The following is a 26,305-nucleotide window of genomic DNA, read 5'->3' as shown; positions in this document are numbered from 1 at the left end:
CATGCTCAAAGCCTTGTGCATCCTGATCCTTCCAGGACTCCTGGCCGGATCCAGCCAGGCGGCCGAACGCCGCCTTCTTTTGGAAAAAGTGGATGTCACAGGCAGCACGAGGCTTCCTTCGGCTTTTTTGGAGCGCGAGCTTCATCTGACGCCCGGGGCTTCCGTCTCCGAAGAGGAACTGACCGCCGATCGCAATCGGCTGCTCGGGACGGGCCTTTTTCAGTCCGTGCAGTTCTTTTTATCCAAGGGTCAAAATCAAGGCCAGGCCCGTTTGAAAATCGAACTCGTCGATGATCCGGGCGTCTTTGGTCCCTGGGCCTGGGGCGGTTCCCTCGGGCTGACCCAGGATCAAAGTTCCTCGGAACACCTCGGCACGGAATTCAATCCGCTGAGCGTCCGTGCCCAACTCATCAGCCGCAATCTTTTTAACTCCCTGCATCGTGCCTCCGCAGCCGTCGATTACGACGGTCAGGGCATCATGCGCGGCTTTCATGTGGCCTATGGTTTTCCGCGCTTTTCCCAGGAAAGCGTGCAGTTTGATGCACGGATGGAAGCCGCGGATGCCCAGGCCCGTTATCTGGATATTCTAGGTTTCGGCAGTCGTGGGCAGGCTTATTGGACCTTTGATCAGGGCAACGGCACACGACTGCAATATGGGCTGGCGATTTACATGAACAATCGCGGTGAGCGTTTTTCCGTGCCGGGTTTTCCACGGACCTTGATTGGCCCGAAAGTGGGAATTTATCGGGAAAACCGTCTTCTCAGCTTTAGGCCCAGTGAAGGGTATTCCTACGGTGCGTCGGTGATTCTCAACAGTCAAGGCTTCAACAAGATGGGCTACGAACTGGAAGGGGCCATCACCGAAAACCTTTTCGGTCAGTCCATGATCACAGCCCAGGTTCAAGGCCTGAGTGTGGGATTTGAGAGCGTCAGTTACCGCGGATCCCTGCGCTGGGAACAGCCGCTGCCGATTCTCGATGCCGCATCGGATCCTGGTATTTATATGCAGTTCACGCACGGCACGGATCGGTATAAGGAATTCCGTTACGAGGGCCGTGAGGCTCGGCTCGGCCTTCGCTTTCATAGTGCAGGCCTGATTGCCGATGTTGCGCTCGCCTTTCGCGCCCTGCCTGAAAGCATGAAAGAAGTGCTGGAGCAGGAGTGGGAACCATGATGAAGTATCTGGTGCTCCTCCTTCTCTTGCACGCTGGCTCCGCATGGGCGGAAATCAAAGCCCGTTGGGAGCAGAACAAGGAGCGCTACAGCCTTCGCATCAGCCTGGCTGACTCTCTCACCGAGCAGCAGAAAAAGCTTTTGTATTCCGGATTTTCAACCTTCAGTCACCTTGAAGTCCGCTGGCTGGATAATGGCGCGCGGCGCTCGCTCGTCTTTATTTCGGAATGCACGATCAAGTTTGACCTTTGGGAAGAAAAATTTGCGCTCCTGCATTTTCTGGAGCAACGCAAGGATAATTCCCTGCAGAGCTTTGAGCAGTATATCGATCTTTGCCTACAGGCCGATATCAGCAGCCAGAGCAACATTGCTCAAATCGCCAGTCAGGGCGCGAGGCTTGAGGTTCGCCTGGATATTTCACAGGTATCCAATGAATTTGCTCAGGACGTCCGCAGCTGGCTTATTCAACAGCAGTCCGGAGTGATGCGCGGACTTTTCTCGCACATGCTGGGCGATTTGAAACTCAGTGAGAGCACCCAGACCGTGGTCGTCGTTTCGCCTTTGGCACCGGATATGGACAAGACCAAACCTGCCATCAAGGGAGCCGGCCGTGGTTGAACGCAAGAGTTTACACCTCGCCTGGCATCAAACCACGGTGGTACGCGCCGCGGCCCTGGCCATTCTCATTATTTTAGGCGGCTATGTCAGTGGACTGAACAGCATAAGGCAAGCCCTGCATAGTCTGGCGGAGATGGCCTACGATGAAGATCTGGACCAGGCTCTGGGCGATTATATGGACTCGCTCAAGGAACTGGATACTTCCAAAAGACAGACTCTGCTTTTGGAAATGAAGGCGATCATTGATGAAGAGCCCTTGAGCCACTTCAATGAAGCGCGGATCCGTGATCTTCTGATGCAGGCTGATATCAATAGCCTTGCGCCCATCGATGGCATCAAAATCGAAGTGCTGCGCGAGAAAATTACGGGCCCCGATCTCGCCTGGCTCACCCGCACGGAGCTGCGTGTGGGTCGTTACATGGTCTCTGTTCCCGTCAGTGAAGTGCGTAAGCGCTTTGAACTCGTGCAGCAGGTCAAACAAAAATACGAGTTGATCGAAGCCACCTGGGACAAGGAGATTGCTCCGAGTCTGCTCCTCACGAATGGGCTTATTTTGATCGGCGCATTTTCTCTGGTCGGGGTTGTCCTGGTCTGGCTGGTTCGCCGCTATGTGCGCAATGTGCAGGAAGTCTTGAAGGGTTTTCGGCGCTGGTCGGAAAAGGATCCTAGCTTTCGACTGCCCTCGCAGCTTTCGGGTGAAATGGGCGTGATTGCCGCCCAGTTCAATGCGATGGCGGATGAAGTGGAACTCAATCGCCGCAAAACCCTGTATCTGGAAAAACTTGCGTCCTGGCAGACCATGGCCCGGAAGCTGGCGCATGAAATCAAAAACCCCCTGACACCCATCCAGATGATGGTCAATCAACTGCAGCGCAAATACAAAGGCGAGGATGCCGGATTTCAATTGCTCCTGGATGAAGCGACCAAGATCATCCATGAGGAAGTGAATGCCCTTCGCCGCATGGTGGATCATTTTTCGCAATTCGCCCGCCTGCCTGACCCCACCTGGGAAGAGGCCGACCTGCTCCGCCTGTGCCAGCAGCTGCTGGAAATGGAAAGGGCTGCCTTTCCCGAGCATGAACTGGTCCTTGAAACAAAGCTTGCCTCGGCTCCGATCATGATGGATAGTCAGCTGATGAAGCAGGTCATCATGAATCTGATTAAAAATGCTGCGGAAGCCAGCACGAACCGGCAGGCGCATATTCACGTGCGTCTGGAAAAAATCGGCACCAATTATCTGGTCAGCGTCATCGATGACGGTCCCGGCATTCGCGAAGAGGACCTGAGCCGCATCTTTGAAGCCTATTATACCACCAAGCACACAGGCCCTAATCCCGGCATGGGCCTGGGTCTCGCGATCTGCAAAAAAATTGTGATGGACCATCAGGGCGAGCTGACCGTCACCAGCCAACCGGGGCAGACCATTTTCCGCATTCAATTACCCAGCGAACATCATACCGAGGTTCTTTCATCATGAGTGATACAGTCACGAGCAAGGATATCATCCGCGGCAAACGAGTCCTCGTCGTCGATGATCATCGCAATATTCGTCTGGCTTTGCGGATGGCCCTGACCGAAGAAGGGGCCCAGATTGTCGAGGCTGAAACCTATGCCCAGGCCTTGATTCAGGTCGGCAAGATCAGTCCGCAGAATCCACCGCCTTTTGATGCGATCCTTTTGGATATCAGGCTGCCGGATGGCAGTGGTCTTGATTTCCTGAAACTTCTCAGTCACCATGGTTTCGCGTCCCGCGTGATCATGATTTCTGGGGAAGGTACGGTGAAGGAAGCTTATCTGGCGACGCAAATGGGTGCTTTCGACTTTATTGAAAAGCCCTTCACACCGGAACGTATTCTGGTGAGCCTGAGCCGCTGCCTTGATTTCCATAAGATTCAAGCCGCGCACCAGAAACTTTCCCAGGAGGTTTTGCGGGGCCAGGAAATTTTAGGGGCCTGCGAACCCATCGTGCAACTCCGTAAGATCATCACCAAGGTGGCCGGCACCAACAGCCGCGTTTTGATCCTGGGTGAAAGTGGAACCGGCAAGGAACTGATCGCCAAAAGTCTGCATCGGCAGTCGGACCGACGCGATATGCCGCTGATTAAAGTCAACTGCGCCGCCATCCCGCAAAACCTGGTCGAAAGCGAACTCTTTGGCCACGAAAAGGGTGCATTCACCGGCGCCATTCGCACCAAAAAAGGACTTTTTGAACAGGCCGACACCGGCACCCTTTTTCTGGATGAAATTGGTGAGCTTGACCTCAACGTGCAAGCCAAACTTCTGCGCGTTCTGCAGAGCGGTGAAATCTGCCGCGTCGGCGGTGAAAAAGTCTTACAGGTCGATGTGCGTTTGATTGCAGCCACGCACCGTGATCTGGAAGGCATGATTGAATCGGGAACCTTCCGTGAGGATCTCTATTATCGATTGAACGTGGTGACGCTGAAATCACCGCCGCTACGTGAGCGCGGGGATGATATCAAACTCCTGGCCCAGCACTTTTTGGAAGCAGCTTGCGAGGAACATTCGATCGGCTCCCGTGTTCTGAGTTCCAAGTCGATGGATCAAATCTCGGCCTATCACTGGCCAGGCAACATACGTGAATTGAAAAATATTCTCGAGCGCGTGGTGATCCTGAGTGAAAGCGAAGAGATCGAGGATATTCCGGATCTGGTCGCCCGATTGCGTGGGGCCAGGAGCAAAGCGGAAGGCAGCCAAAGTCTTCCGGCACCCAGCGCCAAAGCCACAGAGGCGGTGGAAACCACGACCGACGACCATTTGCCATCGGCCACCAGTGGCAAGGAAAGTTTCGCTTATGAAACGGCTATTGTGCCCTGGGAGGACCTGCATCAGAACCTGGGACGCAGTTATATTCGCTTTATTCTCGGTCGCTCCAAAGGGAACGTCAGTGAAGCCGCACGCGTGCTCTGTTTGGAACGGGCTTACCTGCACCGGCTGATGAAAAAATATGGTATCCAGAGGGACGTCATTGTGAGCGACTGACAGGTCAAAGCAGCAAGGATTGCTTGTCTTTCCGGCTCAAATTACGTAAAGCTGGAGATTATTTTGTCTGACTTATGAGGTTAATCAGTAATGACAGAACTCATCCCCACGTTTGCGTTGATCTTTGCTTTGGCATGTCTGGGCTTCGCCTTTTACAGCCGCAACCGTCTGGCCCAAAACCAGGCTGTGTTTGCTGATGTATCGAGTCGTCTGGAAGCCTTGAGCAAACAGAACAAGCAGCTGGAGCAGGGGCTCCGCAATGCTCAGGAAAACGCCGATAAATACCGGCAACAGTCAGTCCAGGCTGACAAGCAGTTGGAAGATGCTAAGCAGAAGCTCGCCGATCGCACCCTCGAATGGAACAAACTGAAATCCGAGCGAGAGGACGTCCAGAAGCGCTATCTCTTGCAACGCGAGCATCTTGACGAGCAGGTCCTGGTCCTGACCCAACAGCTCGGCGACGCGATTCGTGAAAAGAAAATCATTCACGATGAAAACACCAAACTGCAAAGAGAGGGTGATGAAAAAGCCCGTCAGCAACTCGAAATTCTGCGGCAGCAGATAAGGGAAGCTCAGCTGCAAACGCAGCAGGTTCGTCGCGAAAAGCAGCAGATGGAAAGTCAGCTGGCCCGCGCGAAAGACGAAGCCCCACGGATCAAACCCGAGGAACTGCAGCGTTACAAACAAAAAGTTGCGCGCATGGAACAACTTTACGGCAGCATGCGTGGGCTGCGGGAGCTGGCCGAGGAGCGCAATAAGAACTGGGAAACGGCTCTCCGTTATTTCGCAGGTCATATTCTGCAAAAACCTTTGGATGCCGAATTGCAATCCCAAAGCATCGGACGCCTGGTCGGTGAAGCCCTGGAAAAAATTGGGGCGAGCCTTGTGATTGAAACCCGAGCCGAAGCAGCAGCAGCGGAAGCCGCCGCCGTTGCAGCTGCGGCTGATCATGGCCCGGCCATGGTCCGCACACCGGAAGCTGTCACCCAACCATGAGTGTTTGGCGCAACAATTTCGAAGACGTTCTTTATCCTGCCGATGCCTGGGAGCTCCTGAGTCCCAGGCTCAGTCCTACACGCCGTGAACGCATGCTACATGTGGCCAGCCAGCGGACCCGGCACCTGCGTCTGGTTCTCCAGGACGTCTTCGATCCCCACAATGTTGGCGCCTGTCTCCGCTCCGCCGAAGCCTTTGGGATCCTCTGCTGCGACCAAGTCAATCTTTACCAAAAATTTGGCAAGATATCGACCGTGAGCCGCGGCGCCGATCAGTGGCTGGAGGTTCGCCGTTTCACCGATCTGGACCTTTACGTGAAAGGTTTGCGGGAGAAGGGTTTCAAAGTGGCTGCAGCCTATCCTGCGGGCACGGCGATGACGCTTGCGGCTCTGCCCCTGGATGAACCCCTGGCCGTGGTCTTCGGCAATGAACGCGAAGGCCTGCACCAGGCCTGGCATGAACATGTGGACTATCGTTTCACCATCCCGATGTATGGGATGGTGGAAAGCTTTAATGTCTCCGTATCGGTGGCCCTGACCCTGCACAGCCTGAGTGAACGCTGCCGGGCTGAACTTCCCCAGGATAAAATTCTGCTCGATGCCGCGGCGCAAAAGCGTCTCCTCGATCAGTGGATCTGCCGTCACAGCCACAATCCCGATGACGAGCTGACTCGCCTGCGTGACCTAAGCTCAGGCTGATGACCTTCTTTCGCTGGATCCCGGTCAGACCTTTTGATAAACCTTGTGGAGACAAGTCAAAAGAGGATCACGCGCGAAAGGAAAACATGCTTTGAGACGCTGCCTCGCTTTTATCTTTCTTATTTTTGCTTTCAGTCAAACCCAATGCATTACGCCCGAAAGAGGCGAATACGGCGTACAGGCGGAACAATTGGCCCGCATTCCCGCGCGTATTGCTGTGGCGCCCTGCCGCGTGTGGCCCCAGGGCGCGCGCTTCATCAAGCAGCCGGAGCTTAAAATTCCGACAGCGGACATCACGGCCCTTTGTCAAAAATTCGACCAGTATGTGCTGGAGGGCTTTGACGGTCAGCCTTACATGCGTGGCATCAGTCCCCGCGTGGTCCTGAAACTTTTGGAACAAAGCCAGCAGCCTGATCTCCTCACAAAGATCGATGATCTTTGGTTCCGACCTGGCCAGGCCTGCGAGTCATGCCAGCACCCAGCCAGCTACTATCGCGAGGTGATCGCGCCCCGACCTGACTGGCGGGCATGGCTCACCAATTTCAGTCGGAGTGCCTCGCAGTCGGATGCCCTGCTGCTGCCGCTCATTGTCGAAGCGGACAAGGGCGAGCTGAATGATCGCGGTCTTATGTTTAATTATCGGCGGGCCAGCCTTGCCCTGCTCCTGATTGATACCAATAACGGTGAACTGATTTGGATCGGTGGACGTGAGACGGAATCGCGCCTGCCCAAGGAAAAGGGCGCGCCTGAAACCCTGCCTGACCTTGATGATTTTTATCGCAACCTGTTCATACCCGATCTTTGGCTTGAATTCCCAGGTCGGCAAACCAACTGAAGGATAAACCGATGCTTGATACACCTCCAACCAAAAGGCAACAGGCCTTTGATCGCCTCGGCGCCTTGCGTTCCGAAGCGGCTCAAGGCGGCGGCGAGGATCGCATCAAAGCCCAGCATAAAAAGGGCAAGATGACCGCACGCGAACGCATTCATCAGCTGCTTGACGCGGGTTCTTTTACGGAATTGGATGCGTTTGTCACGCATGACTGCCAGGACTTTGGGATGGAGCAAAAGCGCATCCTCGGCGATGGCGTGATCACGGGATACGGGACCGTCGAAGGTCGGCTGGTTTATGTGTTCTCGCAGGACTTCACTGTTTTCGGTGGCAGTTTGAGCGCGGCCTTTGCCAAGAAGATTTGCAAGGTCATGGATATGGCCGTCCGCAATGGAGCGCCGGTCATCGGTTTGAATGATTCCGGCGGGGCGCGGATTCAGGAAGGTGTGGCGAGCCTTGGTGGTTATGCCGATATCTTTTATCGCAACGTGCAGGCTTCGGGCGTGGTCCCGCAGCTGTCCTTGATCATGGGTCCCTGTGCAGGTGGTGCCGTCTATTCGCCGGCGATTACTGATTTTACCTTGATGGTCGATCAGACAAGCCACATGTTTATTACCGGACCGGAAGTGATTAAAACTGTGACGGGTGAAGAGGTCACGTTTGAAGAGCTCGGCGGGAGTCAAACCCATACGGCCACGAGTGGTGTGGCTGATCTGCGTTATCCCTCTGAAGGCGACGCCGTGCTGTCCCTGCGCAAAATGCTGAGTTACATGCCGTCGAATAACCTGGAAACGGCTCCTTTTCAGCCGCTGGATCAGGATCCCAACGCGCAGCGTCGCATCGCGGATGCCCAGAAAAAATTGCGGGATATCATGCCGGACAATCCCAACCAGCCTTATGATATGCGCGAGGTGATCAGCACCGTTTTGGATCCTGACACCTTTTTTGAAATCCGCGAGGAATATGCCGCGAATATTCTGATCGGCTTCGGTCGCCTCGGCGGTCATGCGGTTGGCATTGTCGCCAACAATCCCAATCACCTCGCAGGCTGTCTGGATATCGATGCCTCGGTGAAAGGGGCACGCTTTGTTCGGTTCTGTGACGCCTTTAATATTCCTCTCTTGACCTTTGTCGACGTTCCCGGCTTTTTGCCTGGAACCGATCAGGAGAAAGGCGGCATCATTCGGCACGGCGCCAAGCTTTTGTATGCCTTCAGCGAAGCCACCGTTCCCCGCCTGACCGTGATCACGCGCAAAGCTTATGGCGGCGCCTATGATGTGATGAACTCCAAGCACATTGGGGCGGATCTGAATCTGGCCTGGCCGCAGGCCGAGATCGCGGTGATGGGACCGGAAGGCGCCTGTAATATTATCTTCCGCAATGAAATCACCAGTGCCGCCAATCCCAATGAAACACGCAAGCAGCTCGTCGATTCCTATTCAGCCAAGTTTGCGACGCCTTATGAAGCGGCGGACCGGGCTTATATCGATGCTGTCATATTCCCTGAGGAAACCCGGCGCTATCTTTTGGACGGCCTGAGAGCGAGTTTGAATAAGCGGGTGGAAACGCCCAAACGCAAACACGGGAATATCCCCCTCTAAGAGAAACGCCATGAAAAAGCCTCTTTTCAAGAAAGTTCTGGTCGCCAATCGCGGAGAAATCGCTCTGCGCATTATGCGAGCGCTGCGCGATCTGGAAATCCCCAGCGTGGCCATCTATTCCGATGCTGATGCCAGCAGCCTGCACCGGAAGTATGCGAACGAAGCGATTCAACTGCCGGGCCGGGCTTCCAAAGATACCTATTTGAATGTCGAAGCCATTCTGGAAGCCATTCGGGTTTCCGGCGCGGACGCCGTGCATCCGGGGTACGGCTTTCTATCGGAAAACGCCGCATTCTGTGCCGCAGTGAATAAAATGGGCGTCAAGTTCATTGGGCCTTCCGATCACTCCATGCATATGATGGGTGACAAGGTTCAAGCCAAAAACCTGATGAAAAAACATAATGTCCCCACGGTACCAGGAAGCGAAGGCGCTCTAGGCTCGGTCGCTGAATTGCAGGAGCTGGCCAAGAAAATTGGTTATCCGATTATTCTAAAAGCGGCTGCCGGCGGCGGTGGACGCGGGATGCGCATTGTACGGAAAGACGAGGAGCTGAAGGATTCCTTTGAAGCCTGCAAGCGCGAAGCCATCTCCTACTTCGGCGATGATACGGTCTTTGCCGAACGTTATGTCAGTAACCCCCGGCATATTGAAATTCAGGTGCTCTGTGATGGCAAAAGCGGAGTGCATCTTTTCGAACGCGACTGCTCCGTGCAGAGGCGCCATCAGAAATTGATTGAGGAGGCCCCCAGCCGTTTTCTGAATGATGCGCAGCGTCATCATCTCGGCGAAATAGCCGTGCGTGCGGCCTTGGCTGCTGATTATGAAGGCGTGGGAACGGTGGAATTCATCTGTGAATCACCGGATCGAGCGTATTTCATGGAAATGAATACGCGCATTCAGGTCGAGCATCCGGTGACAGAGATGATCACGGGCATCGATTTGATTCAGGAGCAAATCCGCGTGGCCGCGACCGGCAAACTGCGCCTCGCCCAAAGTGATATTCAAATTCGCGGCTGGTCGATTGAAACCCGTATCAACGCGGAAGATCCGGCGCAGGATTTCATGCCCAATCCAGGCCAGATTACGCACCTGCATCTGCCGGCCGGACCCGGCATGCGGGTCGACACGCATATTTATGCCGGTTATACGATTCCTTCGGATTACGATTCCATGGTGGCCAAATTCATCAGCTACGGCGCCGATCGTGACGAGGCCATTCAACGTATGCTCCGCGCACTCTCAGAATTTGAATGTGATGGGGTGCCCACCACAGCCAAATTCCATGAAGTGGTTTTGAAGCATCCGGCCTTTGTTTCGGGTGAATTCGATACCGGTTTTCTGGCTTTGCATCAGAAGGAAATCGAGGCCGCCCTCAAAGGGGGATCCGCCGACGATGAGCATGGCCGCCTTTTCACCGCTTTCCAGGCTCAGGTGAAAACCGATGGTCGACGTGGGACAACCGAGAGCGGTCCTTCGCAATGGCAGCTGCGCGCGCGACAGGAATCCTGTCGGCACTAACGGAAGGAAACCTTATGAAATGGATCAGTAAAAATGAAAGCGCTGGAGCCGAGGTTTCGCTGCCGGATCAGGTGTCGCCTGGAATCTGGAGTCCCGCGCAGGTCGGTACGCAGTCGTTTGAAATCTGCTGGGAACCGGGCATGCGCACCCTCTTCGTGAGGCGTTCGCCCAAGGATCCGGAAGTGCCGCTGAAATATCGTTCGGTCACGACCCAACGTTTTCCTGGCGACCTTTTTGCCGAGGTCCTGCTTGAATATGTCGGTGGATCGCAGAGTTTCACGCGTATCATCCAAAGCGAAGTTGCCATTCAGGTGCCTGGCATGAACGGCCGCAAGGCGGGGGCCGGCGCGGATGGAGAAGTCATTCGCTCGCCCATGGTTGGCAAGGTTCTCAAGGTTTTAGTGGAACCCGGCCAGGTGATTGAACGCGGTCACGAGGTTCTGGTGATCGAAGCGATGAAGATGGAAAACAAGATCTTTGCCCGCAGTTCGGGTTCCGTGAAAGATGTCCAGGTTGCAGCCGGTGCCCAGGTCAGCGTGGGCCAGGTTTTGGTGCAGATCGGACCCTGAATTCAGACGCCAAGGCCTTCGTTTCCTGCGAAGGCTTGCCATCCTCAAAATGAGCCTTATGTTCCAAGTTTAATAGGCTTTCGTGCTCATCAGCAATGATGACAGATCAAGCTTATTGGAAAGGAAGAGGCATGAGGTTTATGAATTCAGGTTCGACAAGTCTTCTCTCCAGCCTCAGTCGTGAGCTTGAGACCCTGTCCGAGACCGTAGCCCTTGGTGTGGTCAGTGTCAGCCACGCGGCCGGTCACGGCAGTGGCGTGGTCTTGACCCCTGATGGCTATCTGTTAACGAATGATCACGTGATCCAGCATCCTGGCCGCATTCAAGCGTCCTTCATGAATGGCAGCACATATCCTGCAACCGTCGTGGGGCGCGATCCACAAACCGATCTGGCCGTGCTTCACGTGACAGCTTCGGGTTTACAAAGTTTAACGTTAGCGGCAGACCATGAAGCGTGCGTCGGCCAGCTGGTGATCGCCGTTGGCAATCCCTTGGGCTTTGAACGGTCGGTGACTCTGGGTCTCATCAGCGCTCTTTACCGCCGTATGCCGCATCCTAATGGGACCACTCTGGAAGGATTGATTCAGACAGATGCTTCGATCAATCCAGGGAACTCAGGCGGCCCTCTGGTGAACGCTGAAGGGCATGTCGTTGGTATCAATACAGCAGTTTTACCCTTTGCCCAGGGACTTGGTTTTGCCATCCCGGCGACGACAGCCAATTGGGTCGCCTCGGTTCTTATTTCAAAGGGCCAGGTGCGCCGCCGCTACCTGGGGATCGTGGCTCGAAGCGTGGAAGTTCTGTCGGCGGGTCACGCCCAGGATAAAAGCGAGCAACCCCGTAAGACCATGGTGCCGGGTCGGCTTCTGATTGAAAAGGTGGCCGATGGGTCACCGGCTGCCCATGCTGATCTCAGGCGAGGCGATCTGCTGATTGAAATCAACAGCCATCAGGTTCATACCGTGGACGATCTGCAAAAAGTGCTGGTTCTGAATGGGGCGAATGAATTTGGCCTCAAGGTCCTGCGCGGCAAGGCTGAACTCAATTTGAAGGTTCAACCCCGCCATGCCGCTTAAAGGCTGGCGAGTTGGGGTCAAACGTGGCTCCAACCTTGCGTTAAACCTTTTAAAGACGTTCGCGAATCCCGTTCAAAAGAGCGCCCTTCGTCCAATTTTCCTGGACGAGCTCGCCATTGATAAAGAATGCGGGCGTCCCATTCACTCCAGCTTGAAGGCCTGATTGAAAATCATCCTTTATTTTTTTCGCCACAGCATCGGACTGGTAATCATCCTCAAATTGTTCGAGTGAGAGGCCAAGTCGTTCCCCCAGGAGCAGAGGTGCATCACTGCCAAACAGGGATTGATTCTCAAACAGGAGCCTATGCATATCCCAGAATTTGCCCTGCCGATCCGCAGCCTCGGCCGTCATCGCAGCAGCGAGAGCATAGGGATGAGCGGTGGTTAAAGGGAAATGACGAAAAATAAAATCCACCTCGCCCTGCAGTTGCTCCAACGTGGCTTCGACGATAGGAAAAGCTGAAGCGCATTAAGGACATTGAAAATCACCGAATTCCATCAGCTGAATGCGGGCGCCTTTTTTCCCTCGATGATGATCTGTGGCGTTGGTTTGTAAAATTTTCATAGAATCTCCCACGCACTTTTTAAACAAAAGGTTTAGCTTCTTTTAATCCTACCGATCCCATAAAACCATTCTTATTCAATCCGCAATTCAACCCACGATCTGCATGTTATTGCGCGAGTCTTGCCACTGCATGAGGGAAAGCCTAGGATGTGATCCATGCAACGATTTCGGGAGTCAGCCATGGATAATGAACCGACCTTTGTCATCGAATCACGCATTCAATTGTCATCGGCGCTGGCTGAAGCGTCGGAGATTGAGCATAACCTTATGTGTCTCTATCTGTATGCCATGTTCAGCTTGAAACGATCGCCCGAGGAAGGTGTCTCGCCACATGAATTGGATACGATCAACCGGTGGAGACAGGTCATCCTCAGCGTGGCTCTTGAGGAAATGACTCATCTGACTTTGGTTTCGAATCTCTTAAGCGCCATCGGCGTTGGCCCGAACTTCATGCGCCCAAATTTCCCCACGTCTCCCGGTTATTATCCAGCCGATCTGATCATTGAATTGGCGCCATTCAATCTGGATACCATCGAACATTTCATCTACCTGGAGCGCCCTCGTTCCCAGGAGCTGGCGGATGGGGCCAGTTTTGAACATCAGCAAACCTACACAAGGCTTTCGGAGAAGGGACGTCTCATGCCCACGTCCGGTGACTATGCGACCGTGAGCTCGCTTTATTTGAATATCAAGGAAGCCGTGGTTCAGCTCGCCGGGAAGCATGGGGAAGCCAACTTTTTCTGCGGGCCACGGGATCAGCAGATCGGGCCTCTGGATTCAGCCTTGCCTGGTCTTGTCCTGATCACAAACACGCAGCAGGCATTGGCGGCCATCGACACCATTATAGCCCAGGGCGAAGGCGCCATGACGCTCAAGGATTCCCATTTTCAAAGATTCTGTAGCATCAGGGATGAATATCGCGCTCTGCTGAAGCGTAATCCTGACTTTCAACCGGCTCGACCGGTCGCCAGAAATCCGCTGATGCGAAAACCTCTGAATCCAGTGCGGCGGGTGTGGGTGGATGACGCGATTTCCGCCCAATTCATGGACCTCGCTAATGCTCTTTATACAATGATGCTTCGGGTTCTGGTCCAGATTTATACCATTGAAGATCGACCCAAAAAGGCCAAAGCGATCCTGATCGAAGCCTCGCAGACCCTGATGCACGCGATGGCAACCGTGGCCGAAACTTTGACATTTCTTCCAGCCAGTGACAAGCAACCTGGCGTCCATGCCGGCATGAGCTTCGCGATGGTACGATTTCTGATGCCTCTGAAGCAGATCACGGAGAAACGGCTCATGGTCGAACGATGTGGCGAGTTTTTAGCTGCCTTGTCCCATTTGAAGGGATCGCTTGAAGCCTGGCATGATGTTTCCTTGATGCAAGGTTGCATCCGTCAGCTGACCGCCACCGAACAGAACATCAGAGAGGTCCAGCAACAAATCTCGGCGATGCCGGAGGTGACTCCAAGGCGCCAGGATGAAAGTGCTGCGGTCTTGAGTCAAACGCCTGCACCGATCTCAAGCAAGCCTGAGCCGGAACCTCTGGGGATTGAAGTTTCCGAAACAGAAGCGATCCGCCTCACCTATGAAGGAAAAAAGTGCATTCATTCCCGTCATTGCGTGACGGAACTGCCTTTGGTTTTTAAAGCCAATACGCCTGGAAAATGGATATTTGCCGAGAACACCCATCCTGAATATCTCGCGACTGTGGCCCGAGCCTGCCCTTCAGGAGCGATTCAATATTCCAGAAAAGATGGAGGTCCAGAGGAACCCGTCCCGGATGTGAACATCATGCGCATTCGTGAAAACGGGCCTTATGCCTTCCTGGCTGATCTTGTGTTGGATGGAAAAAAGTTTGGCAAACGGGCCACACTTTGCCGCTGCGGACAATCCCAGAATAAACCCTTCTGTGATGGAGCCCACAATACGGCAGAGTTCGTGGCGACAGGGAATCCTCAGACGCTTGACGATACTCCTTTAGCCGTGCGGAACGGACCGCTGGAGGTCCATCGGATCAGCAACGGCCCCTTGTCGGTCCAAGGTAATCTCGAAATCTGCGCCGGCACAGGCCGCGTCGTCCTTCGAACGGCAAGTGCCCGATTGTGCCGCTGCGGTCATTCCCAAAATAAACCCCTCTGCGATAATTCCCACGTGGCGGTGAACTTTGAAGATAAGGTGCCGGGAAACATCACCTGAAGTGTCCTCTGGCGGTTGGATTGTTACATACGAACAGGCTGGGTACCCTTGGCATGAATACGTGGGATGACCCGGCGTACATTCAGATTCGGGCCGCTGCCAATCACAGCTCCCATAACCGTAGCCAGAACGGAAAGGATGAGCCCCCCAAACGACCACCAGGTTGCCGCCGCGACGTTGGCCTCATTGATCGTGTTGCGCATTTTCTCCTGGAATATAGCCATCTGCTCAGGGGTGAGTACAAGCTGTTCCGCCATGCCTCGGATTTGCATGGTCATCATATGATTGCTGATCAGCGTATTAATTCCCATGACACTTCCAAGCCCCAGGCTGATGCCGTTGAGAGCCAGGAAAATTAAAGCGATGAAGGTCACGCCCCACAGGACGAGGCCCGAGAATGCGGCTTCCACTTTAGTTTCACGGGCCACGCATTGACTCGTAGCCCAGCCTCCGAGGAACAGGGAGATCAGGGTCATGATCACTGCGTAAATAGTAGCACCGGCCGTAATTTGCTCGGTGCCAACGTCATGAGACCGTGCGACTGAAAAACCAATGGCCGAACCAAAACTGGTCAGCAGAACAATGGTCACAAGAGCAACGAAAAAACCTGCAAAGATTGCTCCCCAGGAAATACGACTTCTGACCCCGACAACGTCCCTGATTGTGGCTTCTCTATTCATGACTGGATCCTTTGATTGTGTGACAAGGGCGGGCGCCTTGCACATGCAAGGTCCTGGAAGCTTATCTAGCAAAGGCCATGCCGGAACTGTTGCGGACTCAGCCGGTAAAACCCGGACCGTTGCGGAATTGCGCAGGTGATTCACCCGTCCAACGTTTAAAAGCCCGCTGAAAGGCGGAAGGTTCCGAAAAACCCAGAGCGTAGGATATTTCAGCGATCGGCCGTCCTTCTCTTAAAAAACCCATCGCAAATTCCTTTTGAACGTCTTCATGCAATGTGCTGAAGCTGGTTCCCGCTTCCTGCAACTTCAGCTGCAGACTCCGGGTGGACAAGGCCAGGATCTTGGCAAATTCCTGGAGCGTGATAGGAAGATGGCTTCCCAGGCGCCGCATAATTTCGCGTTTGATGCGGCGGGGCAGTTCGCCTTCCTGTTTGGCCTTTAATAGATCATCGATTTTTTTCTCGAAAAAATAATTCATCTCGGGCAGAGCATGCACAATTTTGAGATCAAGATAGGACGCATCGAACTCGACCCTATTGTGTGAGGATAGGGTTGGCACTATGCCCAGAACTTCGATGTAGGTGTTCACATTCTGCGGCATATCCTTGACCAAAGTCACCCGGGTGTACTGGAGTTTTTTTCCTGTCAGTTCCCACGTTGCCGCCTGCAGGGAACTGACGAATGCCTCCACGCGATGGCGCCCCGAAAGTTCGCCCCCATGGCAGTGAATGGTGATCCGACAGCAGGTATCCAGCTCATCCACCTTCATGATCATGGATTCACCCAGGGCCGTTTGAAACCGTTCATAGGCCCGAAGAGCGTCGCGAAATGTGGCTGAGTTCATGACTAAGAATCCCAAGACACCCATATGCCTGAGGCTATGCTGTTGCCCGAGGCGCAGCCCAAAGAACGGATCCTGCGCGAGAACACTCGAGTGAAAAAGAAGGCGATCATAATAGGTTTCACTGATGTGACCGTCCGGATCACTGCCATCCGTATCCTTGAGTTCGGCGCGTTCTCTTAACCAAGCCACATCCTGGCCGAGAAAAGCTGCGTAAGCCAAAGTCGCCCGGATAAGTGTATTCGAAACCAGGGGCGCAGGAGGATTTGCGGCTGCGGTCACTTTTTTTGCATCCCCGGTCATATTCTTTATCTCCCGCTGGCCGTTAGGATGAGGACACAACACCAACGGAGCCAGTCATGAAACCGATAGTGAAACTCCTGATCCTGTCCAGCCTCTTCATGGGTTTTGCCTCCACATCCAGCGACGCAAATGCCGCGGACCTCTACCTGAATCTCTTCCGTAATCCATCCATCGGACCCGAGTTGAAATGGGCCGATTTTTCGATTCATACGGGCTTGTATACAACCATCCTGTCAAAAAATGACAAAGGGGAACACGTTTCCACCGAATTCGTTCGGACCGGCGTGACTCTTTGGCCCTCCCAGCATGTTTACGTCTCAGCTTCCCACGTTTATGGCATCACGCGCGACTGGAAAAATAAACATGGCGGCCTCTATGAAGCCGGTGTGCAAATCCTGTTGTTGGACGGCCGGCTCGCCTTCCGTTTGGGTGTGGCTGTGCTGCCTTCCAAAGAGTTCGGAACCAAGGTCAATCCCACGCCCGGCATCAGTATCCGCTTCCCATTCTAACCGTCATGCCAGCCCAGGAGTCGATGATGAAAAAGCAAAAAGCCACAGGAATACTGTTTATCGCGTTCCCCATCCTTCTGCAGATCCCATTTACGCTGCTGGCCATCCGTTACGATTATCCTGATATTCTGCGTGAGCCGGCAGGATCCATAATGCAGAGCTTTCATCAAGGAGGCCCAAGCCTGATCGGTCTGTGGTACGCTTACGCGCTGTCGATTCTGATCTTTGCGGCCGCGCTGCTCCGCTATCGTTCCCTCAGCCGGCGTAAAAAGCTGGAATCCTCCATCCGCATCGTCGGTTTTTTTTCTGCTGCCATTCAAATGATCGCGCTCCTGAGGTGGACCTTTATCGTCCCCCTTTTGTCCCGGCTCTACGTGGAAGCCCCGTCTGATTCAGCTCGTTCTGCTATTGAAGCGATTTTTGCGGTGCAGCATCAATTCTTGGGGGTTGGTCTGGGTGAACACATCGGTCAACTCACGCTGTCCATCTGGACGGTTTTGATGGTGCGCGATCATGCTGGAATCAGCCGAGGCATCGATATTTTAGGCCTGAGTGCAGCACTGGTTCTCTGTCTCGGTTTGATCGAGCACCTGGCGGAAGTGTTCACGTTTTCCGCAGGGATTTTTGCTGAGGGTGCGCTGGTCGGTTTTCTTCTTTGGTCCGTCTGGCTCATTCTGGTTGGTGTCGGTCTGATACGAGGTTCCCATCGTGATACACCCTAGGTTCACCTAAAAATCCGAACACTGCCTGGATTGGCATCTGATTTTTACGAAAGAAAGAGAATTGATCTGAATTTTTCCCTAGGAACTCCGAAACCTATCCGGACGTTAACCGCAGGGATCGCATGAAATTTCATTGGCTTACATTTCTCCTACTCATCCTGGTGGCTTGAGGACGATGGGCGCGGTTTGAATCTTTCCCGTCTCATAGCTCTGGCTGGTGAACGTGGGCTCGTGCCTGAAGGTAGCATGCTTGATACTCAAGCCTGTGCAGAATTGATCTTTGGGGATGGTATGTCCACGGCAAAGGCTTTGACCTCCATCAGCGGCCGCGGCATGGGCATGGCTGCCGTTCGCAGTTACATTCAAGACGCCGGGGGCAGCATCCATGTGGAGATGAAATCACATCACACCTTGCAGGACCAGGCAGTCCCATTTCGCTTGCGCCTTGAACTCCCTCTGGCCTTATTTTCCACTAAAGTCCTTCCCGAGCGTCCTTTCGATCGCAGTGCTTGATAAAGCACGTAGGTCGGGTCAGTGATAGGGTTGTGGATCATGAGGAACAAAGGTAGCTTCACCAATCGGCGATGAGGCTATAGGCATCGTCACGACAAAAGAAGCTCCAGTGCCTTTTCCAGCGCTTTCGGCGTAGACGCTGCCGTTGTGCAGCTCCGCAATATGCTTAACTATCGCCAGGCCTAGGCCCAATCCGCCGTGTTCACTAACCGCTGACAGGCTCTCCTGTTTAAAGCGATCAAAAACATAGGGCAGAAAGGAGGGCATTATACCCTGTCCCGTGTCACTCACTCGAAACTCCACCATCGAAAGACGGCGTTGTGCCTCGAGGGTGATTTTTCCGCCTTTTGGCGTGAATTTGACCGCGTTCGATAAGAGATTCCAAAGCACCTGCTTCAATCTCTTCGCATCACCTCTCATCGTCGTTAATGTTTCATCAACCCGGGTTTCCAGGTTGATCCCTTTCTTCTCTATAGAAAACATTATGGCATCCACAGCATCTGCGATGACTTCACTTAATCTGACCACTTGTAAATCGAGGCTCAACTTTCCTGTCACGATCCGCGATACATCAAGCAAATCGCCAATCAACTGCGCTTGTGTCCGTGCATTTCGATGAATGGCTTCAATCCCTTTACGGAAAAGTGGTGAGCCGGGCTTGTCATGACGGAGCAACTCGGCATAACCAAGAATTACTGACAGCGGCGACCTTAATTCATGAGAAACGAGTGCAAGGAATTCGTCTTTGGCTTTGCTAAGTGCCTCGAGTTCCAGTGCTTTGGCTTCCAGTGCGATGTTGAGCTTGGACATTTCTGTATGGAGGACAATGTCAGTGATGCTCCGTCCCAGGTCTTTTGCGCCTTCCATCTCCCAGCTTTGCCAGGGTTCAGACCGCATACTGACCTGCTCTTTCCAAACGGCAAAGGAGCGGCGGGGTATGAGCCTTTCTCCTTCATCAATATGAGAATTCTTGCGAGGATCGCCAGCCCACTTTACGGTTTGAATAATTTCAGGCCTGAACCAGAGGATATAATTACCATGAACGGTGTCTAAAGGAACAGCGAGAACTCCGCACGCAGTCTCCAATAAATTCCCCCCATCAGGAAACACTTCCGAAAGTCTGTCAGTAACAAAAAAATTCTGAATATGGTTCTGATTTTGTCTTAACCATATTGTCAGACGTTTTATTTCTTCATGAGCGGGAGTTGCGCCGATACTGTGGACTACATTATTGATGACCAAGGCAGAGCCGCTGGCATCCGCGATATGGAGCACCTTGGAGGCGGACTGTACGTAGCCTGTCGCGACTCCGTTAGCGATAAGATGCTGTCGAGTTTCCGTGAGCAACGTGTGAATTCGAAGTTTTTTCTCGTAAATCACCTGTGAGGAAATCCTGGAGATATGGAGCGACATTATTTGACCAACAAATTCGCAAATCGAGCGGACGTCGTAAGGAACGAAACGAGTCTGGAGGTGCGAGCATGTAATGAGACCCCAAAGCTGACCATCCTTGATAATTGATATCGACATGGATGACCGTACACCGAAGTTCCTTAAGTATTGTATATGCACAGGGGATACACTTCGTAACACCGTGCCGCTCATATCAAGGGGACCGCCTACTATTGGATTGACTTCCGGTATGAGCGGCGATGGCTCATATTCGATATCAGGTATGATACGAAGCCAGTTTCGAAGATAAAGCTGTCTGGCCTGTGGGGGAATATCGGAAGCAGGGTAGCGATGGTCCATATAAGAGTCCTGGAACGGCTGCTTGGCTTCGCCAACGACTTTACCATGAAATTCAGCATCGAATTCGTAAATAAGGACGCGATCGAATCCTGTCAGCTTCTTGACTTCGGATGCCACGAAGTTAAATGTTCCAGTCAGAGTTTCCCTGGTCTGGATTGATTGAATAAGTGAATGAATATGGTAGTAAAAGAAGTTCATATCCTTGGTTCGCTCCTCTTGAAAGAGCTCAAGCTCGAGCACCACAACAGAGTCGCTACGTGACAGTATTCCATCATAGGAGTTTGAAACGTTGGCCAATTTGATTCTTAGTGGGTTGGCTGAGCGAAGGTCTTCTCTGCCGAGGGCAGCTGAAAGGCTCTGCGTGCTGTCGGGCGTAAGGAATACGTCAAGGGACTTGCCCGCAGCCGCTTCGGAGCTTATTCCAAGGATTGACACGCAATTCGCGCTCGTCTGCACGATCGTATGGTCGACCTCGGTAAAGACTATCATATAGCCGTGAGGCTGAATTTTTCCTGGGATATGAATTGGCTCTGCAGCACAGACGGCTATGATTTTTTGCAGATCCTCTTCATTCATGACACGGCTCCATGTGAATATCTTATGCAATCCTGGACATGCTTAGCGATCACTAGGGTGGATCCAATGCCATGAGGATGTCAAACTATTCAGCATCAGATACCAAGACTTCCTGGAGGAAGAACGCCGGCCGAAACGTCGACGTGGTGTAATCAATGTAGCATTCCCGCCTATGCGGCAGTCCTAGGCATCGCCCACCTCATCACACACGGACGAGTTTAGTCGTTCGGTGGCATGTACTCAGAGAATAAATCCTGGAGTTATTTGAGTCAGACCGGCAGCGATGCTCATGCGATAATTTTCAAACAATGGGAGATAGTTTCAATCGGTGATTTTTTGTGCTACCTCGGTTTTTCCACGCTTGGCTTCGACAGCTACCGTTCCAAAAACCACAAAGGTTTGACTTCGCACTTCAAGAAGTTTTAACTGGCTACCGCAGACTGTCCGAACCGCGCCCGTTTCAAAGGATGGATGACATGGGTAAATCAGCGAAATCTGTCGTGATGCTTAAAAAAAAGTCTTTGAACAAAGCCATGCTTTTGGAGGCTGATCCCAACGGCGATCTTTATGAAGGACTTCTCGAATCATCATCATTTGCAGTCATATATGAGGATTATGCCGACCTGAACGGTGACGAGCGCTGGCGGGCGTTGACGCCGCGTATCATACTGAATCATGGCACCGGGTTTGCCAATTTCCGCTGGCTTGAACCTGACGAAAAGTTGAAGTTCCATTTTAGTCCAGGCACACGTTATGCGTATTCAGGCGAGGGGTTTCAGGTCCTGCAGCCGGGTTCGAGTCGCCGGATCCATGGACACTACAATTGCTGATCAGGCTTTGCTATGGGCTGCGATTGTCCGCGGCGTTGGTCTGTCACCCAAGTTGCGTGCGGAAATGGTTCGTCCGCAGTTATCGATCGACACGGCGAGGCAATTTCCAACGCTCATCACCAGGGCTGGTCCCCGAGGGCCACGGATTCAACTGGCGGCGGCTAGTGGACTCATAACCTTTAATGATGTCGATGGCCGCACCTGGTTTAAAGCAGGGCATAACGAATGGACGGGCAACATGGTTATCTGCCAGGAGCGGAGGCGGCGCTGCCTTGTGCTTATGGCCAATAGCGTGCGAGCTGAGCTTATCTATCCGTCTCTCGTGCGATTCGTACTGGGCCCCAGCGCGATGCCGTGGTGGTGGGAGTATGGCTTCGAATAGCAAAAGATGCGTGATCCGACCCATCGCATAGGTGCCGACCGTAATAAAGAACAGGAAATCAAGGCAAGTGATGAAATAGGATGCAATATTTTGCCCTTCATCTCGTCCTCATCAGGCTCACGTTATCCTTGCTTGGTCTGACCCGGAGCCTAATATTATGAAAATACTCATTAAAATATCGTTGATTCTGTCTATTGGTCTGCTTGGCTTGGGAGCCTTGGCCTTTTTTCAAGCCGCCCCGGCTTCCCCCGTCGTGCCGAAGCACGAAATCAGGCAGACCACCTCATTGTCGACCCCAGCTCCTGAACTGGCGGCTCCACTCCTTGATCGGGACTTCACTTCGACCTGTCTTGCTGGCAAGGATGGATTTTATCGGGAAACCCTACGTTTTGAGGCCAACGCCACCACGACTTTTGTGCGCCATTTCCATGCGGATGCCCAATGTCAGCAGCCCAGTCAGAGAGAAACGATTCAGGCAGGGCGCTATACCTTGGCTGCAGAGGAAGCCGGTCAGCTGCTGCTGATCGTGCGCAACCTCCACGATGAAGCGACAGCGGCGGTGATCCCTTATTTTGAAGCTTTGATCAAAGTGGACAGCGATCGTCTCGTGATGCAAAGCAGTCCTTCCACATCTTTCCAGTACACGGCCACGGCCCCCATGCACGCCATCTAACGCCCGCTACGCCTCCCCCATATCCCGGCAGTTTCTGGGCCGCTGCGCACCCCCATGCACGCCATCTCATAAGTTATATCCCGGCAATTTCTGGGCCGCTGCGCCCCCCATGCACGCCATCTCATAGTCCATATCCCGGCAGTTTCTGCCCGCTGCGGCCTTCTTCAGGCTTGATACAATGTAAGAGGTATATTCCTAAGGAGGCCCCATGCGCACCTTGGCTTTTGGTCACATGATTTTGTTTTGCCTTGCACTGAGCGGCTGCCAGTCCGGTGGCGGTGGATCGGCCGTGGGAAATGAGGGTGGTTCGGAAGCGATCAACCCCACGGAAGACCGCGCCTACAAAAGGGCCGTTCTGAAGTGCTATAAAACCGGCGGCTCACGCGTCGTGAAAATCGAAGGCCAGCTGATGTGTTACTAAGCGACGAACGCGTGGCGGATGGATCTTATCTTGAACCGCTCGCGTCGAAAAAATCGCTGATGATCATTCTGTGCCTTGGCACCGACAGCCTGCTCATGCCTGCGGACCCGGGTCCTCATCCGGGTGCCATTTAGCCCACAAATTTTTGCAAGCCGGTCACTTTTAACCGGAACCCTGTCAACTCAGCCTAAAAATCCGCCGAAAAACTCTCGTCTCCCTTGCCAATTCTCAACCTTCAAGTATGATTATCTGCGCTTTTTTCCTATCTTAGGATACATTGAAAACTCTTTCGTCTCTTTGAGGAGCCTATTGTGGAACTTACACTTTCGATCATTAAACCTGATGGCGTTGAACGCAACCTTGTTGGTAAAATCATCAGCAAATTCGAAGATCAGGGCATTCGCATTGCTGCCATCAAGAAAATCCAGCTGAGTCGCGCTCAGGCTGAATCTTTCTATGGCGTGCACAAAGCCCGCCCTTTCTTCGGAGAGCTGTGTGAGTTCATGACTCGCAGTCCTGTCGTCGTCATGGCCCTGCAAGGTGAGAACGTGATCGTACGCAACCGTGATATCATGGGCGCTACCAACCCGGCCCAAGCCGCGGCTGGCACGATCCGTAAAGACTTCGCCAAATCCATCGGCGAAAACACTGTGCACGGCTCGGACTCGCCGGAAGCTGCGAAGAACGAAGTCGCTTTCTTCTTTGCATCCAGCGAAATCTGCTGAAACCATTTCGTGAATCTTCTGGAGCGGATCCCTATGGTCAATCTTATTGGCAAAATTTCATCGGAACTCGGGCTTAAGGAATTTCAAGTTCATAACTCAGTCAAACTCATGTTCGATGAGGAGTGTACAATCCCCTTCGTCGCCCGTTACCGCAAGGAAATGACCGGTAGTCTGGATGAAGTTGCCTTGAGGGATATTCGGGAACGCTTCAACTACCTGACCGAACTGGAAGGTAACAAGCAAAAATACCTGAAGGTAGTCGAAGAACACTGCAAAAAAAGCCCCGAGCTGATGGACAAATATCCGGAGCTCAAGGCCAAGTTTGAAAAGTGCGAAACCAAGCAGGAGCTCGAAGACCTTTATCTGCCGTTCAAACCCAAGCGCCGTACTCGCGCTCAGGTGGCTCGCGAAAAGGGTCTTGAGCCTCTTCTGGATAAAATCCTGGCGGAATCCGCGGCGCTCACCAATCTTTTGGAAGCCGCGCGACCTTTCGTCACCGCAGCGGATGCCACCATTGATCCCGCGTTGAAAGTCGCCGACGAAAAAGCCGCGTTGGCGGGTGCCGCTGACATTTACGCGGAAACGATAGCGGAAACAGCCGAACTCCGGGCTTTGGTGCGACATATCTCGCAGGAATCCGGCGTGCTGGTATCCAAAAAAATCGAAGGCGGTGACGCTGAAGACGCTGTACCTGAGAAATCCGCGGTCACAGGCAAGGATAAGAAAAGCAAGAAAACCGATCCATCCAAATATCAAAACTATTTTGACTATCAGGAACCGATCAGCAAGGCCGCCTCGCATCGCGTGATGGCTGTACGCCGCGGTGAAGCCGAGAAGGTTCTGAAAGTTGCGATAGATGTGGATGTCGGCCGGATCACTCATGAACTGAAATCTAAGGTGATCGCCGACCGTCGCATGACGCCTGAAGTCAAAGCCTGGATCGAAGGGATCGTGGAAGACTCGTACCGTCGTCTGGTGAGTCCTTCCATCGAAACCGAACTCCGTCTGCAGCTCAAGCAAACCGCAGAGACAGAAGCCATCCGCGTCTTCTCGGACAACCTGGAAAACCTGCTGCTCCTGCCACCCATTCCCGGCAAGAGCGTCCTTGGTGTCGACCCTGGTCTGCGAACCGGTTCGAAATTCGCCGTGGTCGATGATACGGGAAAACTCCTGACCCACACCACGCTCCTCACCGACCTGGGTGATAAGGAAACCAATAAGACCACCCGCGCCAAGGAAGAAATTCTGCGCCTGATCCGCGAATACAATGTGCGTTACATTGCAGTCGGCAACGGAACCGGTAGCCGCGAAATCATGCGTTTGATCGCTGCGGTTTTGAAAGAACAGGATCTGAAGGACGTCAAACGCCTCGTCGTGAATGAAGCCGGCGCGTCCGTTTATTCGACCATGGATATCGCCCGCGAGGAATTCCCGGATCTGGATCCGACCATCCGCAGCGCCGTGAGTATTGCTCGCCGCCTGCAGGATCCCCTGGCCGAGCTGGTGAAGATCGATCCCCGCTCCATCGGTGTGGGTCAGTATCAGCATGACGTCAACGTCACCAAACTGAAAACGAGTCTGGAAGAAGTGGTTGAAAGCTGCGTAAACCGCGTGGGCGTGAATCTGAACACAGCCAGCTATAAACTGCTGAGCTATGTGTCGGGCATCGGCGGAACTGTAGCGAAGAATATCGTGGCCAAACGCGATAAGGATGGACGCTTTGCGTCGCGCAAGGACCTCATGAATGTCCTCGGTCTCGGGCCTAAGGTCTTCCAACAGGCCGCTGGTTTCTTGCGGGTTCCGGAATCGGCCAACCCGCTGGATAATTCCGCTGTTCACCCTGAAGCCTATGAGATCGTCGAGAAAATCGCCGCCGATCAAGGCAAGGGCATTGTGGAAATCGTTGGCAACCGGACGCTGGTGGAAACCATTCCATTGGAAAAATATGTCACGGAACGCTACGGGATGCCCACGCTCCAGGATATTGCCAAGGAACTTTTGAAACCAGGCCGTGACCCACGTGAAGACGGGGCTCGCCTGATGTATTCCGACGATGTTTCGGAAATTGAAGATCTGAAAGTCGGCATGACTCTGCCAGGCACAGTCACCAACGTCACCAACTTTGGTGCCTTTGTGGATATCGGTGTGCATCAGGATGGTTTGATTCACATCAGTGAACTCGCCGATCAGTTTGTCGACGATCCCTCGAAAGTGGTTTCCGTCGGTGACGTGGTCGATGTTCGCGTGATAGAAGTCGACCTGCAGCGTCGCCGGATCGGTCTCAGCCGCCGTTTGAATGCCGTGCCCAAGGGTCAAGGCGCCGCCGCGCGTCCTGAAGCTGTGCCCGGCGGACAGCAGCAGCAGGAGCAGCGTCCTCAGGCGAATGGTGATGCCAAGCGCAGTCCGTTGAAACCGCGCTCGGAGCCAGCACGCAGCTCCGTGGGTGGGATCAGTGCGAAGGGCAAATCCTCGCCGCAGAATAACTATACAATGGACGACCTTTTGGCCAAGTTTAACCAGAGGAAATAAGCA

At 53.4% G+C, this 26,305-nt stretch carries 24 protein-coding genes and 1 pseudogene; 21 read left to right on the top strand and 4 right to left on the bottom strand.

Going from position 1 to position 26,305, the window contains the following annotated elements; all coding sequences use genetic code 11:
* The first annotated feature begins 1 nt into the window (after position 1).
* From VE954_RS02410 to VE954_RS02360, 11 genes are all read left to right on the top strand, one after another.
* Positions 2-1,174, top strand: a complete 1,173-nt coding sequence (locus VE954_RS02410) for a POTRA domain-containing protein (RefSeq protein ID WP_324949284.1) — start codon at positions 2-4, stop codon at positions 1,172-1,174.
* Positions 1,171-1,791: a hypothetical protein gene (locus VE954_RS02405; RefSeq protein WP_324949282.1), complete on the top strand. Its 621-nt coding sequence runs from the start codon at positions 1,171-1,173 to the stop codon at positions 1,789-1,791. The genes VE954_RS02410 and VE954_RS02405 overlap by 4 nt, the downstream gene beginning before the upstream one ends.
* On the top strand, positions 1,784-3,268 hold the full coding sequence (locus VE954_RS02400; protein ID WP_324949279.1) for a sensor histidine kinase: 1,485 nt from the start codon (positions 1,784-1,786) through the stop codon (positions 3,266-3,268). The genes VE954_RS02405 and VE954_RS02400 overlap by 8 nt, the downstream gene beginning before the upstream one ends.
* On the top strand, positions 3,265-4,791 hold the full coding sequence (locus VE954_RS02395) for a sigma-54 dependent transcriptional regulator (RefSeq protein ID WP_324949277.1): 1,527 nt from the start codon (positions 3,265-3,267) through the stop codon (positions 4,789-4,791). The genes VE954_RS02400 and VE954_RS02395 overlap by 4 nt, the downstream gene beginning before the upstream one ends.
* Positions 4,792-4,881: 90 nt before the next feature.
* On the top strand, positions 4,882-5,787 hold the full coding sequence (locus tag VE954_RS02390; RefSeq protein WP_324949275.1) for a hypothetical protein: 906 nt from the start codon (positions 4,882-4,884) through the stop codon (positions 5,785-5,787).
* Positions 5,784-6,485, top strand: coding sequence for an RNA methyltransferase (locus tag VE954_RS02385; protein ID WP_324949273.1), 702 nt, complete (start codon positions 5,784-5,786; stop codon positions 6,483-6,485). Before VE954_RS02390 ends, VE954_RS02385 begins: the two co-directional genes overlap by 4 nt.
* A gap of 91 nt (positions 6,486-6,576) precedes the next feature.
* Positions 6,577-7,320: a hypothetical protein gene (locus VE954_RS02380; protein WP_324949271.1), complete on the top strand. Its 744-nt coding sequence runs from the start codon at positions 6,577-6,579 to the stop codon at positions 7,318-7,320.
* Between the two features lie 11 nt (positions 7,321-7,331).
* On the top strand, positions 7,332-8,918 hold the full coding sequence (locus tag VE954_RS02375; RefSeq protein WP_324949269.1) for an acyl-CoA carboxylase subunit beta: 1,587 nt from the start codon (positions 7,332-7,334) through the stop codon (positions 8,916-8,918).
* A 10-nt stretch (positions 8,919-8,928) separates the two neighbouring features.
* Positions 8,929-10,437, top strand: coding sequence for an acetyl-CoA carboxylase biotin carboxylase subunit (locus tag VE954_RS02370; protein WP_324949267.1), 1,509 nt, complete (start codon positions 8,929-8,931; stop codon positions 10,435-10,437).
* A 14-nt stretch (positions 10,438-10,451) separates the two neighbouring features.
* Positions 10,452-11,006: an acetyl-CoA carboxylase biotin carboxyl carrier protein subunit gene (locus VE954_RS02365; protein WP_324949265.1), complete on the top strand. Its 555-nt coding sequence runs from the start codon at positions 10,452-10,454 to the stop codon at positions 11,004-11,006.
* Positions 11,007-11,137: 131 nt separating this feature from the next.
* Positions 11,138-12,082 carry a S1C family serine protease gene (locus tag VE954_RS02360; RefSeq protein WP_324949263.1) on the top strand — a complete coding sequence of 315 codons (945 nt, stop codon included), beginning with the start codon at positions 11,138-11,140 and terminating at the stop codon, positions 12,080-12,082.
* A 49-nt stretch (positions 12,083-12,131) separates the two neighbouring features.
* On the opposite strand, the pseudogene VE954_RS02355 reads toward VE954_RS02360, so the two are convergent.
* Positions 12,132-12,539: pseudogene (locus VE954_RS02355) on the bottom strand (DsbA family protein); the annotation flags it as partial.
* 264 nt (positions 12,540-12,803) lie between these two features.
* Here VE954_RS02355 and VE954_RS02350 point away from each other — a divergent pair.
* On the top strand, positions 12,804-14,846 hold the full coding sequence (locus VE954_RS02350) for a ferritin-like domain-containing protein (protein ID WP_324949261.1): 2,043 nt from the start codon (positions 12,804-12,806) through the stop codon (positions 14,844-14,846).
* 23 nt (positions 14,847-14,869) lie between these two features.
* Here VE954_RS02350 and VE954_RS02345 read toward each other — a convergent pair whose 3' ends face one another.
* On the bottom strand, positions 14,870-15,526 hold the full coding sequence (locus VE954_RS02345) for a hypothetical protein (protein ID WP_324949259.1): 657 nt from the start codon (positions 15,524-15,526) through the stop codon (positions 14,870-14,872).
* Between the two features lie 97 nt (positions 15,527-15,623).
* Positions 15,624-16,670, bottom strand: coding sequence for an AraC family transcriptional regulator (locus tag VE954_RS02340; protein ID WP_324949257.1), 1,047 nt, complete (start codon positions 16,668-16,670; stop codon positions 15,624-15,626).
* Positions 16,671-16,726: 56 nt separating this feature from the next.
* Between VE954_RS02340 and VE954_RS02335 the strand changes: the two genes are divergently transcribed.
* The 3 genes from VE954_RS02335 to VE954_RS02325 all read left to right on the top strand — a co-directional run bounded on the left by VE954_RS02335 (position 16,727) and on the right by VE954_RS02325 (position 18,414).
* A complete protein-coding gene (locus tag VE954_RS02335) occupies positions 16,727-17,179 on the top strand; it encodes a hypothetical protein (protein WP_324949255.1) in 453 nt (150 codons plus the stop codon).
* Positions 17,180-17,202: 23 nt separating this feature from the next.
* The gene (locus VE954_RS02330) at positions 17,203-17,901 is read left to right on the top strand and encodes a DUF4386 domain-containing protein (protein ID WP_324949253.1); all 699 of its coding nucleotides are present in this window, start codon (positions 17,203-17,205) and stop codon (positions 17,899-17,901) included.
* Positions 17,902-18,087: 186 nt separating this feature from the next.
* Positions 18,088-18,414 carry a hypothetical protein gene (locus VE954_RS02325; RefSeq protein WP_324949251.1) on the top strand — a complete coding sequence of 109 codons (327 nt, stop codon included), beginning with the start codon at positions 18,088-18,090 and terminating at the stop codon, positions 18,412-18,414.
* 18 nt (positions 18,415-18,432) lie between these two features.
* Here the strand turns inward: VE954_RS02325 and VE954_RS02320 are convergent, their stop codons facing one another.
* On the bottom strand, positions 18,433-20,742 hold the full coding sequence (locus tag VE954_RS02320; RefSeq protein ID WP_324949249.1) for an ATP-binding protein: 2,310 nt from the start codon (positions 20,740-20,742) through the stop codon (positions 18,433-18,435).
* Positions 20,743-21,218: 476 nt separating this feature from the next.
* On the opposite strand from VE954_RS02320, the gene VE954_RS02315 reads away from it, so the two are divergent.
* The 6 genes from VE954_RS02315 (at position 21,219) to VE954_RS02290 (ending at position 26,302) form a co-directional block, all read left to right on the top strand.
* Positions 21,219-21,572: a hypothetical protein gene (locus VE954_RS02315; RefSeq protein WP_324949247.1), complete on the top strand. Its 354-nt coding sequence runs from the start codon at positions 21,219-21,221 to the stop codon at positions 21,570-21,572.
* Positions 21,553-21,954 carry a hypothetical protein gene (locus VE954_RS02310; protein WP_324949245.1) on the top strand — a complete coding sequence of 134 codons (402 nt, stop codon included), beginning with the start codon at positions 21,553-21,555 and terminating at the stop codon, positions 21,952-21,954. The genes VE954_RS02315 and VE954_RS02310 overlap by 20 nt, the downstream gene beginning before the upstream one ends.
* Positions 21,955-22,111: 157 nt before the next feature.
* Positions 22,112-22,627, top strand: a complete 516-nt coding sequence (locus VE954_RS02305) for a hypothetical protein (protein ID WP_324949243.1) — start codon at positions 22,112-22,114, stop codon at positions 22,625-22,627.
* A 208-nt stretch (positions 22,628-22,835) separates the two neighbouring features.
* A complete protein-coding gene (locus tag VE954_RS02300; protein WP_324949241.1) occupies positions 22,836-23,048 on the top strand; it encodes a hypothetical protein in 213 nt (70 codons plus the stop codon).
* Between the two features lie 311 nt (positions 23,049-23,359).
* Positions 23,360-23,773, top strand: coding sequence for a nucleoside-diphosphate kinase (gene ndk / locus VE954_RS02295; protein ID WP_324949240.1), 414 nt, complete (start codon positions 23,360-23,362; stop codon positions 23,771-23,773).
* Between the two features lie 33 nt (positions 23,774-23,806).
* Positions 23,807-26,302: a Tex family protein gene (locus VE954_RS02290; protein ID WP_324949238.1), complete on the top strand. Its 2,496-nt coding sequence runs from the start codon at positions 23,807-23,809 to the stop codon at positions 26,300-26,302.
* The last annotated feature ends 3 nt before the right edge of the window (positions 26,303-26,305 follow it).

Source organism: Oligoflexus sp. (assembly GCF_035638955.1).
Lineage (GTDB): Bacteria > Bdellovibrionota_B > Oligoflexia > Oligoflexales > Oligoflexaceae > Oligoflexus.
This window is presented reverse-complemented; position numbering and strand designations above follow the sequence as displayed.

Bases quoted from the DNA above. Each gene is read 5' to 3' on its own strand.
- VE954_RS02290 (WP_324949238.1), top strand. From the start codon at position 23,807: ATGGTCAATCTTATTGGCAAAATTTCATCGGAACTCGGGCTTAAGGAA.
- VE954_RS02300 (WP_324949241.1), top strand. From the start codon at position 22,836: ATGCGCACCTTGGCTTTTGGTCACATGATTTTGTTTTGCCTTGCACTG.
- VE954_RS02385 (WP_324949273.1), top strand. From the start codon at position 5,784: ATGAGTGTTTGGCGCAACAATTTCGAAGACGTTCTTTATCCTGCCGAT.
- VE954_RS02410 (WP_324949284.1), top strand. From the start codon at position 2: ATGCTCAAAGCCTTGTGCATCCTGATCCTTCCAGGACTCCTGGCCGGA.
- VE954_RS02405 (WP_324949282.1), top strand. From the start codon at position 1,171: ATGATGAAGTATCTGGTGCTCCTCCTTCTCTTGCACGCTGGCTCCGCA.
- VE954_RS02330 (WP_324949253.1), top strand. From the start codon at position 17,203: ATGATGAAAAAGCAAAAAGCCACAGGAATACTGTTTATCGCGTTCCCC.
- VE954_RS02345 (WP_324949259.1), bottom strand. From the start codon at position 15,526: ATGAATAGAGAAGCCACAATCAGGGACGTTGTCGGGGTCAGAAGTCGT.
- VE954_RS02370 (WP_324949267.1), top strand. From the start codon at position 8,929: ATGAAAAAGCCTCTTTTCAAGAAAGTTCTGGTCGCCAATCGCGGAGAA.
- VE954_RS02320 (WP_324949249.1), bottom strand. From the start codon at position 20,742: ATGAATGAAGAGGATCTGCAAAAAATCATAGCCGTCTGTGCTGCAGAG.
- VE954_RS02335 (WP_324949255.1), top strand. From the start codon at position 16,727: ATGAAACCGATAGTGAAACTCCTGATCCTGTCCAGCCTCTTCATGGGT.
- VE954_RS02350 (WP_324949261.1), top strand. From the start codon at position 12,804: ATGCAACGATTTCGGGAGTCAGCCATGGATAATGAACCGACCTTTGTC.
- VE954_RS02395 (WP_324949277.1), top strand. From the start codon at position 3,265: ATGAGTGATACAGTCACGAGCAAGGATATCATCCGCGGCAAACGAGTC.
- VE954_RS02360 (WP_324949263.1), top strand. From the start codon at position 11,138: ATGAGGTTTATGAATTCAGGTTCGACAAGTCTTCTCTCCAGCCTCAGT.
- VE954_RS02305 (WP_324949243.1), top strand. From the start codon at position 22,112: ATGAAAATACTCATTAAAATATCGTTGATTCTGTCTATTGGTCTGCTT.
- VE954_RS02365 (WP_324949265.1), top strand. From the start codon at position 10,452: ATGAAATGGATCAGTAAAAATGAAAGCGCTGGAGCCGAGGTTTCGCTG.
- VE954_RS02375 (WP_324949269.1), top strand. From the start codon at position 7,332: ATGCTTGATACACCTCCAACCAAAAGGCAACAGGCCTTTGATCGCCTC.
- VE954_RS02340 (WP_324949257.1), bottom strand. From the start codon at position 16,670: ATGACCGGGGATGCAAAAAAAGTGACCGCAGCCGCAAATCCTCCTGCG.
- VE954_RS02390 (WP_324949275.1), top strand. From the start codon at position 4,882: ATGACAGAACTCATCCCCACGTTTGCGTTGATCTTTGCTTTGGCATGT.
- VE954_RS02310 (WP_324949245.1), top strand. From the start codon at position 21,553: ATGGACACTACAATTGCTGATCAGGCTTTGCTATGGGCTGCGATTGTC.
- VE954_RS02315 (WP_324949247.1), top strand. From the start codon at position 21,219: ATGGGTAAATCAGCGAAATCTGTCGTGATGCTTAAAAAAAAGTCTTTG.